This window comes from Salegentibacter sp. T436 (assembly GCF_001932675.1).
GTDB lineage: Bacteria > Bacteroidota > Bacteroidia > Flavobacteriales > Flavobacteriaceae > Salegentibacter > Salegentibacter agarivorans.
This window is the reverse complement of sequence record NZ_CP012872.1, coordinates 3,972,049-3,989,645: the sequence shown is the minus strand read 5'-3', so window position 1 is coordinate 3,989,645 and position 17,597 is coordinate 3,972,049. Positions and strand designations below refer to the sequence as shown.

Annotated in this window: 9 protein-coding genes; 8 read left to right on the top strand and 1 reads right to left on the bottom strand. The window is 37.0% G+C overall.

The features are described 5' to 3' along the window. The first annotated feature begins 29 nt into the window (after window positions 1–29). From AO058_RS17745 to AO058_RS17710, 8 genes are all read left to right on the top strand, one after another. The gene (locus tag AO058_RS17745) at window positions 30–2,651 is read left to right on the top strand and encodes an alkaline phosphatase D family protein (protein ID WP_075327751.1); all 2,622 of its coding nucleotides are present in this window, start codon (window positions 30–32) and stop codon (window positions 2,649–2,651) included. Between the two features lie 100 nt (window positions 2,652–2,751). Then, window positions 2,752–3,810, top strand: a complete 1,059-nt coding sequence (locus tag AO058_RS17740) for a glycosyl hydrolase family 43 (RefSeq protein WP_075327750.1) — start codon at window positions 2,752–2,754, stop codon at window positions 3,808–3,810. A gap of 190 nt (window positions 3,811–4,000) precedes the next feature. After that, entirely contained in the window at window positions 4,001–4,975 is a 975-nt protein-coding gene (locus AO058_RS17735; protein WP_075327749.1) for a glycoside hydrolase family 43 protein, read from the top strand. 125 nt (window positions 4,976–5,100) lie between these two features. Further along, a complete protein-coding gene (locus AO058_RS17730; RefSeq protein ID WP_075327748.1) occupies window positions 5,101–6,960 on the top strand; it encodes a hypothetical protein in 1,860 nt (619 codons plus the stop codon). A 405-nt stretch (window positions 6,961–7,365) separates the two neighbouring features. Continuing rightward, window positions 7,366–8,559, top strand: coding sequence for an aldose epimerase family protein (locus tag AO058_RS17725; protein ID WP_075327747.1), 1,194 nt, complete (start codon window positions 7,366–7,368; stop codon window positions 8,557–8,559). 68 nt (window positions 8,560–8,627) lie between these two features. Further along, window positions 8,628–9,749 carry a formylglycine-generating enzyme family protein gene (locus AO058_RS17720; protein WP_075327746.1) on the top strand — a complete coding sequence of 374 codons (1,122 nt, stop codon included), beginning with the start codon at window positions 8,628–8,630 and terminating at the stop codon, window positions 9,747–9,749. A gap of 86 nt (window positions 9,750–9,835) precedes the next feature. Further along, a complete protein-coding gene (locus tag AO058_RS17715; RefSeq protein ID WP_156858161.1) occupies window positions 9,836–11,413 on the top strand; it encodes a hypothetical protein in 1,578 nt (525 codons plus the stop codon). Window positions 11,414–11,481: 68 nt separating this feature from the next. Then, window positions 11,482–12,990, top strand: a complete 1,509-nt coding sequence (locus AO058_RS17710; RefSeq protein WP_075327744.1) for a sulfatase — start codon at window positions 11,482–11,484, stop codon at window positions 12,988–12,990. Between the two features lie 393 nt (window positions 12,991–13,383). Here the strand turns inward: AO058_RS17710 and AO058_RS17705 are convergent, their stop codons facing one another. Further along, complete coding sequence (locus AO058_RS17705; RefSeq protein WP_232228868.1) at window positions 13,384–17,214, bottom strand: hybrid sensor histidine kinase/response regulator; 3,831 nt, start codon at window positions 17,212–17,214, stop codon at window positions 13,384–13,386. Window positions 17,215–17,597 lie beyond the last annotated feature (383 nt).

Here is a 17,597-nt window from a genome sequence, read left to right as displayed (position 1 = left end):
AGCTATAGTATGAATTAAACCATAGTATTATGAATCGCAGAGAAAATTTAAAATCTATTTTGCTGGGAGGGCTTTCAGCTTCCCTATTAAGCAAGAATGTTTTTGCAGATGAAATCCGTGAAAGTATAAACCTTACGGATCAGAAACTGCCGGATCATCTCAATAGTGATTGGCATCGAATGCCGGATATGAATTGGGCCGGTCCCAATTATTGGACAAATAGACTTCAGGATTTTCGTATTCGAAACGGTGCGCTGGAATGTATCTTCCAGGGTGAAAATCGTACTGTACATCACCTGACTTTGCAGATGGGAAATTCCAGAAATAGTTTTACTTCCAGTATCGAGGTTAAATTCTCTGAGCATTTAACCGCTTCAGCTCAAAATAAAATAGGCTTCGTACTGGGTGCAAAAAGCTGGAACTTCGAGTACAGGGCTTCTGCCGTTCATGGGGATGGATTTAGGATAGGGATAAATACTCTAGGAAACATTTTTATAGGAAGAGAAGAATTTAATGAAGCCACAGTTCAAGAATCTCATTTAAAAGAAGGTGTTGTATTAGAAGTTCGAGCTGAACCATTAGGGATGGATTACTTATTGTCAGTAAGGGTTTTGGATAAAATGGGGGGAATGCTAGCTTTTGCGGAGAAAACAGGAGTTCAATCTGAGCTCCTGGTTGGAAATATTGCTTTATTAAGTCATTTTGAAAAAATTACAGAAGGGCAAGCGGATGGTATTGTTTGTTCTTTTAATAAATGGAGTTTGCAGGGGGATAAATTAATGTATAATGGAGATCAATTCTTCGGTCCCATATGTTTTACCCAATATACCAGGGAAAATAAGATCGTCAAATTGACTGCCCAGTTGTGTCCGGTTGCTCTACCTTCAAAGGTACGCTTCGAAATAAACCAAGGAGATGGATGGATGAAAATTGATGAAGCATCAGTCCAATATCCTTCATATACTGCACAGTTTAGATTCGGTAATTGGCCATATAAGGAATCGCTTCCATTTAGGGTGGTTTATGATCTTATTGGTACCGATGGTACCAGGAAAGTATTCCATTGGGAGGGAACTATAGCAAAGGAGCCTACTGATAAGAACCTAATAAAAGCCCTTGTTTGCAGTTGTAATCATGATAGGGGGTTTCCTGACCAGGATATAGTTGAATATGCGGGTATGCATGAACCTGACTTAATTATGTTCCTGGGTGATCAGTTTTACGAAATAAACGGTCATTTCGGATTTCAAAAGGCACCATTGGAAAAGGCATACTTAGATTACCTTCGCAAATGGTATATGTTTGGTTGGTCATACCGGGAACTATTTAAAAATATACCCGTAATAAACCTGCCGGATGATCACGATGTATTTCAGGGAAATCTTTTTGGTGCAAACGGGATAGAATTTCCTAAAGCCTCCATTGGAGCCAGGTTCAAGAGGGATTTCGGAGGTTTTATGATGCCACCGGAGTGGGTAAATCTTGCGATGACAACCCAAACCAGTCACATGCCTGATCCCTATGATTCCACACCGATTGATCGTGGTATACACGTATTTTATTCAAACTGGAATTATGCGGGGATTAGTTTTGGTATAGTGGAGGACAGGAAGTTTAAGTCCGGACCTGCGGCAATACTTCCTCCAGAAGCAGGGGTAAGAGATGCATTTATTGAAAATCCGGAATATCCTATCAAATCTTATGGGTATCCCGAAGCTGATCTTTTGGGAAAAAGACAGATGGATTTTTTGAAAGAGTGGGTTGAAGACTGGGGGGAAAATATAGAATTTAAAATTCTTGTTTCCGCTACACCTTTTCATGCCCTTCAAACTATGCCTGATGAAAAAAGTAATGGAATGCAAAGGCAGTTGGAAGTTCCGGAAACGGGAGATTATGTCCAAGGAGATGTTCCTGTTGCAGATATGGATACCGGGGGATGGCCGCAGTATGAGAGGGATGAAGTGATAAAAACGATTAGAAAGAGCTACAGTCTTCATCTTGCAGGTGACCAACATTTACCATCTGTAAGCCAGTATGGTGTGAAAAATTATCAAGATGGGGGGTATACTTTTGCTGTTCCGGCTTTGGCAAATAGTTGGCCCAGGCGCTGGTGGCCATCAATTAAACAACCTATTGAGGGAGAGCCGAAATATACTGGTAATCACGAGGATGCCTTTGGAAATAAAATGTACGTAAGGGCTGTGGCAAATCCCTCAAAAACGGGTCTTAAACCATCCAACCTGTATGATTGGTCCCCTGGTTATGGCGTTGTTAGCTTTGATAAAAATACAAGAAATGTGAAGATGGAATGTTGGCCACGATATGTCAACCCGGTTAAAAAGCCAAATGGACAATTCAGAGGCTGGCCGGTCACCGTACACCAACTTGAAAATAACAAGCCTACTACTCCTTTTCTACTTCCTACTTTAAAATTCAAAGGATTGAAGAATCCGTTGGTTAAAATCATTGATGATAAAAAGGAGACTCAGTTAATATTAAGAGTGAATAATGAAAAATTTCAACCTATTATGGAAAGGGAAGGAATTTTTGCTCTTCAGGTAATTGATGCTGCAGGAAATATTTTGACCCAAATTGAGGGCTTATCTTCAATAGCTTCCACCAATGATAAGGTAATGGAAATTTCAGTATAAGCTTGCGAATTAATAACGATCTTAAATGAACTGATGGATACACTTATTAATTTATAAATGGAACATTGAACAATTATTAAAACCCTTTTAAGAAAGAACAATGAAATATATTAATAATATGAAATGGATATTCTATAGGACAAAAAGAACATTCTTGCTTGGCTTTCTTTTCCTTTTGTCCAATGTATGGGCGCAACAGCCTAATCCTCCCGGCCAGTTGAAAAAAGGAGAAATGCCAGTAAATGAAGCCTATCTCTTTGCCCATATGATGCACGGAGATTATGGTGAACTTTATTACACAGTAAGCCTTGACGGTTTGCATTGGGATCAATTAAACCAGGCAAAACGTGTTTTCAAAGAGTATCATGGACACCCAGATATTGTAAAAGGTCACGATGGGAGGTATTACTTGGTAGGCAATGAAGGGGATTCTGCAGAAGATATAAATATATGGGTTTCAAGTGATTTAATTTCATGGAATAAGCATAGTACTTACAAACCTGATTTAAAAAAGACTCCTGGTTATAAACCTCTTCAACGAATTGGAGCTCCCAAGCTTTTCTATGATAAACCCAGTGAAACGTATGTCATGTCCTGGCATACCCCCCATAAGAGGGGAACAAAAGAAGATGCAGAACGTTATTGGGCCAGTCAAAGAACCCTTTATGTAACCTCGAAAGACCTGAAGCGCTTTTCTGAAATCCCAAGACGCCTGCTGGATTGGGAAATGGGTACTATTGACGTTATAATCAAAAGGGCAGAAGGAAAATACTGGACAATTATTAAAGATGAAACTTACCCTACTTTGGATTGGGTGACAGGAAAAACGATCAGAATAGCAAGTTCTGAAAATTTATTGGGACCCTATGAGAATCTCTCTGATCCAATCAGTCCTAATTTTCGTGAAGCTCCGATGTTAATCCCTTCACCTAATGGCAAGGCATGGTATTTATATTATGAACAATACCCTGGGGTTTCTTATGGATTATCCGTTGCGGATCAATTAGATGGACCATGGTATCAAATATCAGGATATACTTTTCATAGTACCTGGGATAAATATTCAATGCCAGCAAAAGTACGGCACGGTTGCATGATTACCATTAGTAGGGATCAATATAATGAACTGGTTGCTCGGTTTGGGATTAATAAGGAATAGGTAAGGGAAACAAGAAACTGATTTTTTTTCCTGGAAAAGCGTGGTATCCCAGATACTTCGTTTTTCTAATCAAATTAGTCTGAACTCAAAAAGTGCAGTGTTATAGATGATTTTGCAATTTTTTAAAATCACTAGAACTGCTCGATGATTTCTAAAATTGAAATTTTAATTGAACAAAAAACTACCCAAAATGAAATCTATTATTATCTATTCAATTTTTTTACTTTTCGCAATACATACCGTAGCTCAGCAAAAGGAAATATTCTATGCAGATCCCACGATTTATGTAGAAAATGGGAGGTATTATCTTACCGGGACCGGGGGGGACAACAGTGGATTATCCGGATTTTCAGTTTTAACCTCTGAAGATTTGAAGAACTGGGTCTCGCCTAAGGAAGATTCGATACACAAGATTTTAACCCAGGGAAAAAATAATTTTGGGACCAGGGGCTTTTGGGCTCCTCAAATATTTAAAGTGGATAATAGGTATTACCTAACCTATACGTCTAACGAACAGACGGTATTGGCTAAATCGAATTCTGTACTTGGTCCGTACCGGCAAGATAAAATAGCTCCTATTGATGCATCAGAGAAAAATATTGATTCCTTTATTTTTAAAGATGAAGATGGTAAGTATTACCTCTACCATGTAAGGTTTGATAACGGTAATTACTTATGGGTTGCTGAGTTGGATATGGCTACTGGAAATATAAAGTCCAGCACCTTAAAAAAAGTTTTTGAACAGACAGAAACATGGGAAGCTACTTCTAATTTTAAATCAGCACCCATTATGGAAGGTCCGACAATTATCAAATTAAAGAATAAATACTATTTGTTCTATTCTGCAAACCATTTTAAAAACATTGATTATGCAGTGGGTTATGCCGTCGCAGACTCTCCCTATGGACCTTGGGAAAAACAAAAAGACAGTCCTATTATTCATCGTTCTATTGTGGGGGAGAACGGATCCGGTCATGGTGATTTGTTCGAAGGTTTGAACGGCCAGTTGTATTATGTATATCATGTTCATTTCAGTGAGCACCAGGTTAGTCCCAGGAGAACGCGGATTGTTCCTGTAAAAAAGAAATGGGATTCAAAAGAAAAGGTATACAGCTTTAGTGTGAATGAAGATGAAGTATTGATTCCTGTAATATCCAAAGATTGAAAAACAGAAAGGGCAATGTTGCTTTGCCTTACTTTTTTATACCAGAATTATGGAGTAGGCCTCATACCATAAATACCTGTTGAACCTATGAGTTTTAAAAAATGTATAACAAAAATTAATATCTTATGAAAAATTTAATTACAAGGTTTGTATTAGTAATAATGACCTTTACCCTTATCCTGGCCTGTTCTGAGGATGATTCCATTCCGAAAAATCCCATAATAAAAATTACAGGTAGTTCAATTGATTTTGGTAATATAGATATTACTGAAAGTTCACAGGTTAGGTCTTATACAATTGCTGCAGAAGAGCTTGCCCATCCTATTAATATTTCTGTGGATGCACCATTCTATTTATCATTGGATGCGAATATGGAATTTCAAAATTCAGTTTCTTTGGCACCCGGGGATTTTGGTAATGAAGCCATTCCAGTGTTTGTGAAATTCCAACCTGGTTCAACCGATGAGGGATTTGTTGAAAAGGAGATCGTCCATGCGAGTGAGGATCGGGAGAATATTCCTGATATATCGGTTTCTGGGGTTGCAGTTATCCCAGGAGAGCCGATGGTGGTTCCTGACAGGTCTTCAATTGATTTTGATGAAGTAATAGTTAACGAGCTATCAGAAATTCAAAGTTATGTATTATCAGGATCTGAACTGGAGTCTGAAATTGCCCTGGAAGTTACAGGTCCATTTAAGATTTCCACAAATCAAGATGGAGAATTCACAAACTCCCTGGATCTTAGTGCATCTGATATTATGGGGGATCAAATTATATATGTAAGGTTTGAACCTGAAGAAGAAGGAGAGGTAACAGGTTCAATAAGCCATTTATCGGCGGACTTAGAGGAAGCCATAGAGTTAAGTTTAAATGGTACTGGAGCCCCCCTTCCGGATATTGCTATTTCTGTAAGCCCAACCGAACTCAATTTTGGAGGAGTACCAATGAATGAATCTGATATTCTTTCTTATAATTTGGCGGGAAGAGGACTTTCTTCAGAAGTAACTGTAAATTCATCACCCAATTTCCTTGTTTCAAGAGCCAGGGATGGGCAGTTTTCAGAAACTCTCACCATTGCTGCTGAAGATTTTTCTTCGGATGTTGAAATATTTGTACAATTCGAATCTTCCGGTGAGACCGGCGAAAAAACCGGAGAAATCACTCATAGTAGTTCAGAGCTAGAGATGATTGACAGGGTAACACTCAGAGGAAGCACACTTTCTGCCGAAACAAAACTATTTGCCGATGATTTTGAGTACACGGCTGGTGAATCAATTCCTTCCACGAATAGAACAGGAAATGGAACAGAAAACGAATTACTTGATGGTTGGTTAAAGGTAAGAGCTGCAAATGCTGCTATACCGATTATTGATGATGGGTTAAGTTATTCGGGGTATCCAGGCTCGGGAGCAGGAAATGCAGTTCTTCTTGATATGGATGAACCAGGAAGTAATAGTAATGTTTATGCTCATAATCTGAGCCAACAGCAAACTCCTGATTTCGCTGGAGCTTATTATACCTCCTTCCTTTTAAAGGTTGATGCACTTCCGGATGATACGGGTGGTGGAATTAATAGAGTTGTTATGATGGTTGACTGGTTACCAAATGGAGCAACTAAATTTCTTAGTAGCGTACAGGTAAATTATAATAATGGAGATCCGAAAATAGGGGTAATGTATGAAGGCGATTTTAGCCTTACAGATATCACTCCAGAAATCGGAGAAACATATTTAATAGTACTTAAGCATAATGTTCCGGATGCCAACCTGGATAACGATAACAATTCCGCTTCAGTATATGTTTTTGAAGAAGGGTCTATACCTTCTACAGAACCTGAAAATGCGGATGCTACAATTGATATTGCTGCAACGGGTGATGATTTCTTGGTTAAAGCTGTTACCCTTGTAAGGGATAACAGTTTCGCCGGAGCTTATGTAGTGGATGGCCTAAGGGTAACCACACAATGGAGCGATATTTTTGAATAGTACTAAAGAGAATGAGAATTAATGGATCCGAAAAATATTTTAAATGGATGGAATATTAGGGGGGTAAACTGTAAATATGAAGATAGCATATCTGCAGAAAAAGGAGGTTTAAATACCCATTAGTTATTATTGAATCCCTGGAGTTATGAATTAGCTGCTTCAGGGATTTCAAAAATAGTGGTTAATGAAAATTTTATTTTCCCTTGTTTCGCGTGCTTTTTTACGGGACAATTAAAGAAGGAAAATTATTTGATTAAGTTAAACAAACACAGGAAACAAGAATAACAGGGCCTAAAATCTACTCCCGGGTATGGAAAATGGCTCTTTAAGGTTTAAATTTATATCCCAGTCCTAGGACAGCTAGACTAAGTTAAATTAATAAAATGAAGGAAATTAAAACCTAAGATGAGATTAAAGAAAACATTCGTACGCTTCTTCACACTTTTGTTTATAGCGGTGTTTATTTCGTGTAATGAAAATATAACAAAAGAAAAAGCTGATAGTAAAGGAGCCCATAGAGGACAGAATTTTGAAAAACAGGATTATTTAAGTAATAAAGATTTTGATACTATTATTGACAATAAACAAGTGAAACTTTATTGGATCGAAAATGAGAAAATAAAGGCTGCCTTTACAAACTATGGGGCAAGAATAATTGGGCTTTGGGTACCAGATACCAATGGAAAGTTCACAGATGTTGTTACTGGAATGAACACTATAAATGCTTATACTGAAAGCACAGAGCCTTATTTCGGGGCCACTATTGGTAGAGTTGGTAATAGGATTGCAAAAGGAAAGTTCACACTTAATGGAGAGGAATATACTATTCCTACAAATAATGATGACAATACATTACATGGAGGAAATAAAGGTTTTCACGATATAGTTTGGAGCGCGGAAAAGAAAAATAATAATACGCTTGTTTTTCATTATACCTCCCCCCATATGGAGGGAGGTTTTCCTGGGAACCTGGATGTGAAGGTCACCTATTCCCTTACTTCAGAAAGAGCTTTAAGAATAGAATATGAAGCAGTCACAGACCAGGCTACACCGGTCAATCTTACCAACCACGCTTTTTTTAATCTTAACGGTGAAGGAAGCGGAAGGATCCTGGAGCATAAACTTCAGATATATGCTGATAAATATACACCGGTAAGAGATGGGCTTATACCTTCGGGAGAATTAAAAGCTGTAGAGAATACTCCATTTGATTTCACAGAGCCTTACACTATTGGTGAGCGAATAAAAACCAAGAATGAACAACTTGAGTATGGGGGTGGTTATGATCATAACTTTGTACTCAACAAAAAAAAGGTAAAAGCTATGAATCATGCTGCTACTATAACTGGTAACGAATCAGGCATTGTAATGGATATTTATACTGAAGAGCCAGGACTTCAATTTTATAGTGGGAACTTTATGCAATCTAAGAATATTTTTAAATCAGGGGCTAAAGATGATTATCGAACAGCTTTTGCCTTGGAAACACAACATTTTCCAGATGCACTCAATCAACCTACTTTTCCGTCAATTATTCTCAATCCAGGTGAAAAATATCAGACGATTTCGGAATATAAATTTACACATAACAAAAGATGACTTATAGCCATTAAATTCAAGTTTTTAGGATTTTATATATTTTGGTTGACCAATAGATAATTAATGATATGGGTATAAGAACTATTAGGGTATTAGTAATGATTGTAATTATTCCTTTTTTACTGGGATCTTGTAAAGAAGCATCAAAAGAGAAAAGGGATATGGTTTCAACAAAAGAAAAGGATTCCATTGCTTTTAATGTGATAAAAGAAAAACCTGGTGGGATTGAAGTTCCCCGAGGAATGGTTTGGATTCCGGGTGGAAAATTTAACCAGGGAGCAGTAAATGAAGATAAAATGGCGATGGCACACGAAAAACCCACCCATATGGTAGCTATAGATGGTTTTTTTATGGATAAAACCGAAGTGACTAATGCAGAATTTCGTGAGTTTGTTGAAGCAACCGGTTATGTTACGGTGGCTGAACGTAAGATAGAGTGGGAGGAAATGAAAACACAACTTCCTCCAGGAACACCCAAGCCTCATGATTCTATATTACAACCCGGTTCGCTGGTATTTAAAAAAACCAAAAGCAGTGTTCCTAATCTTTATGATTATTCCCAGTGGTGGGAATGGAAAATTGGCGCCAATTGGAGACATCCACAAGGCCCTGGTAGTGATTTGGAAGGGAAAGATAATTATCCGGTTGTTCATATTGCTTTTGAAGATGCTCAGGCTTATTGTCAGTGGGCTAGAAAAAGACTACCCACTGAAGCAGAATGGGAGTGGGCAGCTAAAGGTGGCTTAGAAGGTGCCCGTTTTTCCTGGGGAAATAATGAAAAAGTACTCTCTGAACATGCCAATACTTGGGAAGGGGAATTTCCTGCAAAAAATACCAGGAAAGACGGCTTTGAAAATAAAGCTCCTGTAAAAAGCTACCCTGCCAATGGCTATGGATTATTTGATATGGCGGGAAATGTTTGGGAGATTACCCAGGATTGGTATAATATCAATTATTATAAAGATCGAAGTACAAAAGGAGTAGCAAAAAATCCCCGGGGAGCTGAGGAATCTTATAACCCTAACAACCATCCAAATATGAAGGAAAAGGTGATTAAAGGTGGTTCTTTTCTTTGTAATGCATCTTATTGCGCCAGTTTTCGGCCATCAGCACGGATGGGAAACTCCCTGGACTCTTCACAGGAACACTTAGGATTTAGAACAGTGGCTGATCCAAAGATGCTAGAGTAGATTTCCTGGATCTTAACGGAGTGGCAGCCGGTTATTATGGTAAGAAGTCAGGATAGAGAATTAATAGAATAGATATAGTTTATGAAATGAAAAAAAATGTAAGCCTCTTACTAATGTTTCTCTTTCTTTTTCAGGCTTTACAATGTATTGCTCAAGAGGAGAGTGTCCTTGATAGTATTAAATTTTTTAGACAAGGAGTTTACAGGCCTTTATTCGAGGAATCCCAAAATATCCCGTTGGCAACATTCAATCCAAAAGAAGTGATTGAAATGTCCACAATGTACCCTACCACGCATTATTTAGATACCCGTGCCGTTGTAAATGTAATCGGGGATAGACTTTCAATAAAATCCAGTCAAAAGACGAAAACCAGTATTTGGTTTGGGGGATTTAATCCCTTCGCCACTTATTTAATTGATGTTGCTTCAGTTGAAGGTGAAGGTGAAATTGGTTTGGAATTCAGTGATTCCAAAAGAGAGGACCAATTTTTTATTACAGTCGCTTATAAAAATGAAAATATTATTGATGTACGTCAGAAAATCACAAAGGCCGGAAAAGTAGTCCAGGATACTTCCATTGCTACATCCAGTCAAAAAACACTGGAAGGAAAACTTATTGTGCAGATGTTGGGTAGCGGTGTAACACTTTATATCCAAAATAAAAGAACTTCACCTGAACCAATTGGACAGTCTGATTTTAGTAAACATATAGATTTGCGAAAAAAGAGGTATATCCGAAGGTTTCAGTCAAAGCTTTACAGCAGTATACTAAAAGGAGAGGTAAATGTATCAAAAGCCAGGTCTGTACTTGGAACCGGTATAGGTCTTGCGGATATCCGGGCAATTACTTATGAGGATGGAGAACCCTTACTGGATCAAAACCGATTATGGTATACCATATCTATAAGGGGCAGGGCATTACCTCACCATATACAAGGGGTCTTTAGTCTAAATCCCACGGTTTTTGATATAAAATTCGAAGGTGTAATTCTTTTTGATCGAAATGACGGGTTATTGAGAAATGAAATTGCATCACATATTTTTTTTGATAGAAAGGAGAATATGTGGCGTGGGATAACCACGGGTTTTAGTGCTTTCGCAAATCCAGAAGAAGAAAAGCAGTTGCTAACGGTAGAAAGTAAAAGAGATCCTCGGTTCGGGTTTTCTATAATGAAAGCAAAACCATTTGGAGTGGCAGGAGATATTGAGGATCCGCATATTTTGTATGATAGTAAATTAGGGAAATGGCTAATACTTGCTAGTAAAAATTATAATGGATATAAAGCGATTATGATGGAATCGAACTTTTGGAACAAAGGGTATAAAATTATTTCAGGCCCAGTCAGTCATAATTCTACTGGTACTTCTATTCAAAAAGTAGGTGGCGTACGGTATTGTTTTTCAGGAAGTGATGAGCGTGAAGTATTTATATACTCCTATCCTGATCTGAGGGAAATAGGTACTCTAAATATAAACCAACCACCTTGGAACGAATATTCGGGTACTAGGGTTTGGCCAAATGTCGTTGAATTGCCCGAGGGCTACCCCTTTAAGTATGTAGCCTTGATGATGGATAGAATTAATTACCCGGGATTAGAAGGACCACATTGGTCCTATGGAGCTTTATACCTCTACCATGGCAGTAATACTGGAAAGACGAATTAATAATTGCAACTATTACCGGGCTTTAAATGATTAGAGAAATATAAAAACTGTTTAAAAATTAAATAAAAATGAGTAATTCAAAATTTATTCTAAGTGTATTGTTGATCCTTGGAAGTTTATCAATTGATTATATATCTGCCCAGGAGGAGGATTCAAAACCCAATATTTTACTTATTATGGTAGATGATTTAAAACCAAATTTAGGAACTTATGGGGATACTTTAGCAATCAGCCCTAATATTGATAAGTTGGCCGGAGAAGGAATGCGTTTTAATAACGCTTATAGCAACCAGGCCGTATGCGGTCCTTCACGGTATAACATCCTTATGGGATCACGTTCCACTAGCACAGGTTTATATAATTTTGGTAAAGAATTCCGGGATGTGATTCCCAATGCAGTAACCTTGCCTCAACACTTTATGAAATCGGGTTATCACACGGAATCAATGGGGAAGGTTTTCCATATTGGACATGGAAACACCAATGATGAGGCTTCCTGGAGCATTCCCCATTTCAAAGAGAAGGTCATTGAATATGTGGATCCCGAAAGTACTGGCAGACAGCTTACTCGGGAAGAAGCCTTTTTTGAAAATACCAGGTTGTACATTGAAGATACACCTCCTAACGATGAATTGCCAAGAGGAGCTGCCTGGGAATCTCCTGATGTCTTGGATGAGGCTTATGCTGATGCACGTGTTGCGAACCATGCTATTAATCGTTTAAGAAAATTAAGTAAGAATCCTGATCAACCTTTTTTTATGGCTTTAGGATTTGCACGACCACATTTGCCATTTAGTGTTCCAAAGAAATATTGGGATTTATATGATCCCATGGATATGCCTATGCCGGAATACGAAAAAGCACCGGAAGGCTCTCCTTCCTTTACAAAGAAGCGAGATCACGAGATGTCCCAATTCTTTCCTGTTCCGGTAGGCAAGGAAGTCTATGATGATGATTTAAAACGAAAGTTGATCCACGGCTATTATGCCAGTATTAGTTATATGGATACCCAGCTTGGAAAAGTGATGGATGAATTAAAAAGGCTGGAACTCGATGAAAATACCATTATAGTGCTTTGGGGAGATCACGGTTGGCATTTAGGTGATCATGCAATATGGACTAAACATACTAATTTCGAACAAGCCAACCATATCCCACTAATTTTTAAAGCCCCCGGAGTAACCAAGGCGGGCAGTACTACGGATCAGTTTGCGGAATCGGTAGATGTGTACCCTACCCTGGCAAGTCTGGCCGGGTTGGAAAAACCTAAAGGTCCTCAGCCCATAGATGGAATAGACCTAACCCCGGTATTAAAAGATGGATCAAGGGAAATTAAAGACCATGCTTATCATGCATTCCCAATGGGTGGATATTTAGGGGAAGCCATCCGCACTGAACAGTATAGGATGATCCGATGGACACCAATGCGTGATACTGAAAAAGAAGTACTTTACGAATTGTACGATTATGAAAATGATCCCAAAGAGACTATAAATATTGCTGAAGAGAAACCTAATGTAGTTTCAGAAATGACTAAAATACTGGAAAGGTATCCTAAAGCAAAGAATCGGTTATAGCGAAAAAAGAAGTCAGTAAACCTAATTATATGAATTTTAACCTTAAAAATATCTCGATATTGCTAGTGTGTAGAGTCTTTGTTTGTTTGGGTTCAAACAAACAAGGACTCTAACGCAATGCTAAGCTGATTGAAACCATTAAAAGCCCAATGTTATTATGGTTTTTACTGATGATATGGGTTGGTCTGGCCTTTCCAGTTTTGGAAATACGGATACATATCTAATGTCGATTTAGCCTTATAAGGTATAGGTTTTAAGGTAAGAATTTTGAAAATTACGTAAAAATTTAACGGGAGCTGTTCCCTGTAATAATTATCTAATTATAGTATTGTGGTTACGGTCTGGCCATTACAAAATCCATATATAATAGATGTTTGGAAACAAAAAATATGATTAAATATGATTTTCTTTTTCAATAAAATCGGAGGCTGTCATTTTAAATTGTTTCTGGAAACTCCTTCCAAAACTACTTTGAGATTTGAATCCTACTTTTTCAGAAACTTCATAAATTTTTAAATTTGAAGTTTTAAGCAGGTAGGCTGCTTTCTTTAATCTGCTTTCATTAATTAATTCATTAGGTGATAAGTTTGAAATATCTTTGATTTTACGGTAAAGTGTCGAACGGCTCATATTCATATGCCTGGCAAGCATTTCAACGTTTAAATTCGGATCTTTTAAATTCTCATCAATCTTTTGATCCAACTTGGAGATAAAAGTTTTGTCCCCTGTAGCCAGTGAAAGGGATTTAAGATGGGCAAGTGGTGAACTATTATAATGGCCAATTATAGATTTCCTGTTCTGCAGTAAATTAGAAATTTGTACCTGGAGATGATTTAACGAAAATGGCTTAGAGATATAAGCGTCCGCCCCTGATTCTAATCCTTCTATTTTTGCATTCAGGGCACTTTTTGCTGTTAGAAGGATGACTGGAATATGACTTTTATCTATATCTTCTTTGATCTCTTTACATAATTCAATTCCACTTTTAAAAGGCATCATAACATCGGAAAGTACTATATCGACTTCATAGGTACATATAGCTTTCCAGGCTTCCTTGCCATTGGAAGCAACGATCACATTATAATTTTCCGATAACTCGTTAAAGATGAAATCCGCCAATTCAGCATTATCTTCAGCTACAAGTATTAATGAAGAATCCTTATCAAATTTTCTAACGATTTCTTCCGATTCTATAACTTCCTTAGGTTTATTTTTAAAAGCTTTAAATTCATTATCCTGGTGTAGTGGGATTTGTAAAACAAATTCATTTAAAGAAATGTTATTGCTATTGATGAACAATTTACCATGGTGAAGTTCAGCAAGTGAATGTGCCAGTGAAAGACCTATTCCTGTCCCAGATTTTTTAGTTTCCCCGGGAACCCTGAAGAATGGCTCAAAAATACGTTGCTTTAATTCCAATGGAATTTTATCTCCATCATTTTTTACAATGATTTTAAAGTGATCTTCTGTTTTCTCCAGGTGGACCTGTACTTGATATTCACAATACTTTATGGCATTACTAAAAAGGTTACTGAGGATTTTTCTTGTGGCCTCTTCATCTACGAAGGCATAAATATCTTCCTGTTTTGTAATACTAAATTGTATGTTTTTTTCCTTAATTAATTGGCTAAAACGTATAAACGTTTCCTCAATGAGCTGGGATATATTCACTTCCACAAAACTCAATTTCACATGTTTCATTTCTGTCTTTCTGAAATCTAAGAGCTCGTTTACAAGGTCCAAAAGCCTTGAAGTATTTCTTTCCATGATCCCAAGGTTTTTTGGTACCTCCAAGGATTTATATTTTAAATTCAGCAGCTTTTCAAGCGGGCTTTTGATTAGGGTTAAAGGGGTCCTGATTTCATGGGCTATATTGGTGAAAAACTCTATTTTTGCCTGATATATTTCTTTTTCCTTATCGTTTTCAAGTTGTTGTATTCTACTGTTATTCTTATCACGGTTATACCGGTGATAGTACCGTAGAAGGTAGAATATGATCAAAATTAGGAGAAGAATGTAAATAGCATATGCAAAGTTGCTGGTTAAGAAAGGAGGAAGGATCTCAATCTCTAAACTACTATTCTCACTACTCCAAACACCATGACTATTTAGCGCCTTAACTTTAAAGGTGTAATCACCTGCCGGTAGTTCATTAAAGCTGACCTGGTGATTTTTTCCAATTGGAATCCAATCATCATTAAGGCCTTCAAGCTTATACCAGTATGTTGTCATCTCCGGAGCCGTATAGCTTAAGGAAGCGAATTCCAGGGTAAACGTGGACTGTTGGTTATTCAGTTTGATATTATCAGAAAAGGTAATTGAAGTTTTTAAAGGAGAATTTTCTTTTTTCACGGAAACATCCTGGTTATTTATTTGAATGTTTGTAATGTAAATAGGAGGCTGATAATAATTCTGAATAAACTTGTCAGGATTAAAACTAATTAAGCCATTTACACTTCCGAAATACATCTTTCCGTTTTTATCTTTGAATGCAGAACTGTAATTAAACTGATCACTTAATAAACCATTGGATTTTGTGAATATATCAAACTCCTGTTTGTTTGGGTTGAACTCGACCAAACCATTGGAAGTACTAATCCAAAGATTTGAATCATAGTCTTCCAAAATAGAGTAGGTTACATTACTTGGTAACCCGTTCTCTGTGGTGTATCGTTGGAAATTATTTTCGTTTTGGTTAAATAGATTTAATCCATTTTCAGTCGTAACCCAAAGATTATTTTTAGAATCTTCAAATAAACCGTTTATCACATTAGAACTTAAACTTGACTTTTTGTTTCTGTCAAAGCGGTAAAATCCTTTATCATTTGTTTTGGGATTATAATAGAACAATCCATCCCAATAGGTCCCTGCCCATAACACTCCTTGGTGATCTTCAATGAAAGTAGTATAATGGTAAATTTCTGGAAAGCCCTCAAAAGGTTCAAAGCTTTTAGTTTCCTCTTTATACCGGTGTATTCCGGATGAAGTCAACACATAAACATCTTTATTCCGGGTTTCATAGATATAGAGAATGAAATCACTTCTTAATCCACCATCTTCGGGTCCGGTACCAAAATGGTATTTAATTTCCCCCGTCTGGATATCCATTATATCCAGCCCATGTTCAAAGGTACCTATCCATAATTCATCTTGTCTAGGTAGTAAGCCATGGATATTATAATGAGAAAGTATGCCGTCATTACGAACAGACGAATAGTTTTGAAACTTACCCGTTTCAGGATCCAATTTATTTAAACCGGCATCCTCAGTTCCAATCCAGATATTTCCGAAGCTATCCTTTTTTATTTCCCTAATGGCATTGCCACTAATTGAATTTTCTCCCACACGCGGAAAATAGCGCTCTATGGGCGTATATTGTTTCGGGTAGTAATTAACCCCACCAAAATAGGTTCCAATCCAAACTCCATCTTCCCTGTCCAGTACTAATGAATAGATTGCATTATCGGAAAGGGAATATGGGTTATTGTAATTTTTTTTATAGTTCTGGTAAGTGCCGTTCCCTAAATTATATATGAAGATTCCCGATTCACTGGCTATCCATAGTTCTTTACTGTTTTTCATTAAAAATTCCCTTACGAAAAGAGGATTTTCATTTTCATTTAAAAGTGGTGTAATTGTACTTGTTTTTCTATTATATAGAAGGGCTCCCTTATTTTTAGTGCCTATGAAAATGGAATCTTTACTATGGGCATTAATAGTGGTAATTATCAAATCTTTTATCCCTTTTTCATTTTCTTCCAGCTCAATTTTTTTAAATGAATTATTCTGGGGAATATATTGGTAGAAAAGATCTGAAGAAGATACGAAAACCTCCCCCTCCTTATTGGTTGTGATAAAAGAGGTGTAGAACTGGTCAAAAACCTCCTCTTTGGGGTTCTTTTGCGATAGAGCTATTTTATGAAGTTTTCCCGAAGCTATAAACCATAAATTACCATTTGCATCCCCTTTAATATCTAATACCGGCTGATCCTTTGTACTCCCTATTAATTTAAAGGATTCCGTTTTGTCGTTGTATCGAAATAGACCTGTATCGGTGCCAACCCATAGATGATCGTCAAATTGATAAAGACATCGTATAAAGTTACTGCCAAGGCTGTTCTCATTATCCGGTTCATTTCGGAAAACCTTAAAATTATACCCGTCATATCGATTTAAACCATCTTTGGTGCCGAACCATAGAAAACCGTTATCATCCTGTAACATACTTATCACTGAATTGTGGGATAATCCATCTTCAACCTTAAGCTGTTTAAAAGAACGGTTTTGCGCCCCGCATATCGCAAACGAGAGGATAAAAATCAGAAATATTAGATAGGTCCGCATATATATACAAATGAAGTCAAATTCCTTAAAACCAGTTGAACATATTGTTTCAAAATTATACGATATAGATCAAAAAACGTTTTATGTTAAATTAAAATTAAATATGATCAGAAATGTTGAAATATTGGAACAGCCTTTTTGCAAATTTTAAAATTAAATTAACCTACTTTGAAAAAGCGTTATTCATAATAAATGTATTTCGTAATTATACTTTTAGTAAATATTAAGGAGTAAAAATACATTATTAATAAATGAGTTAACAA

Bases quoted from the DNA above. Each gene is read 5' to 3' on its own strand.
- AO058_RS17745 (WP_075327751.1), top strand. From the start codon at position 30: ATGAATCGCAGAGAAAATTTAAAATCTATTTTGCTGGGAGGGCTTTCA.
- AO058_RS17740 (WP_075327750.1), top strand. From the start codon at position 2,752: ATGAAATATATTAATAATATGAAATGGATATTCTATAGGACAAAAAGA.
- AO058_RS17735 (WP_075327749.1), top strand. From the start codon at position 4,001: ATGAAATCTATTATTATCTATTCAATTTTTTTACTTTTCGCAATACAT.
- AO058_RS17730 (WP_075327748.1), top strand. From the start codon at position 5,101: ATGAAAAATTTAATTACAAGGTTTGTATTAGTAATAATGACCTTTACC.
- AO058_RS17725 (WP_075327747.1), top strand. From the start codon at position 7,366: ATGAGATTAAAGAAAACATTCGTACGCTTCTTCACACTTTTGTTTATA.
- AO058_RS17720 (WP_075327746.1), top strand. From the start codon at position 8,628: ATGGGTATAAGAACTATTAGGGTATTAGTAATGATTGTAATTATTCCT.
- AO058_RS17715 (WP_156858161.1), top strand. From the start codon at position 9,836: ATGAAAAAAAATGTAAGCCTCTTACTAATGTTTCTCTTTCTTTTTCAG.
- AO058_RS17710 (WP_075327744.1), top strand. From the start codon at position 11,482: ATGAGTAATTCAAAATTTATTCTAAGTGTATTGTTGATCCTTGGAAGT.
- AO058_RS17705 (WP_232228868.1), bottom strand. From the start codon at position 17,214: ATGTTACAGGATGATAACGGTTTTCTATGGTTCGGCACCAAAGATGGT.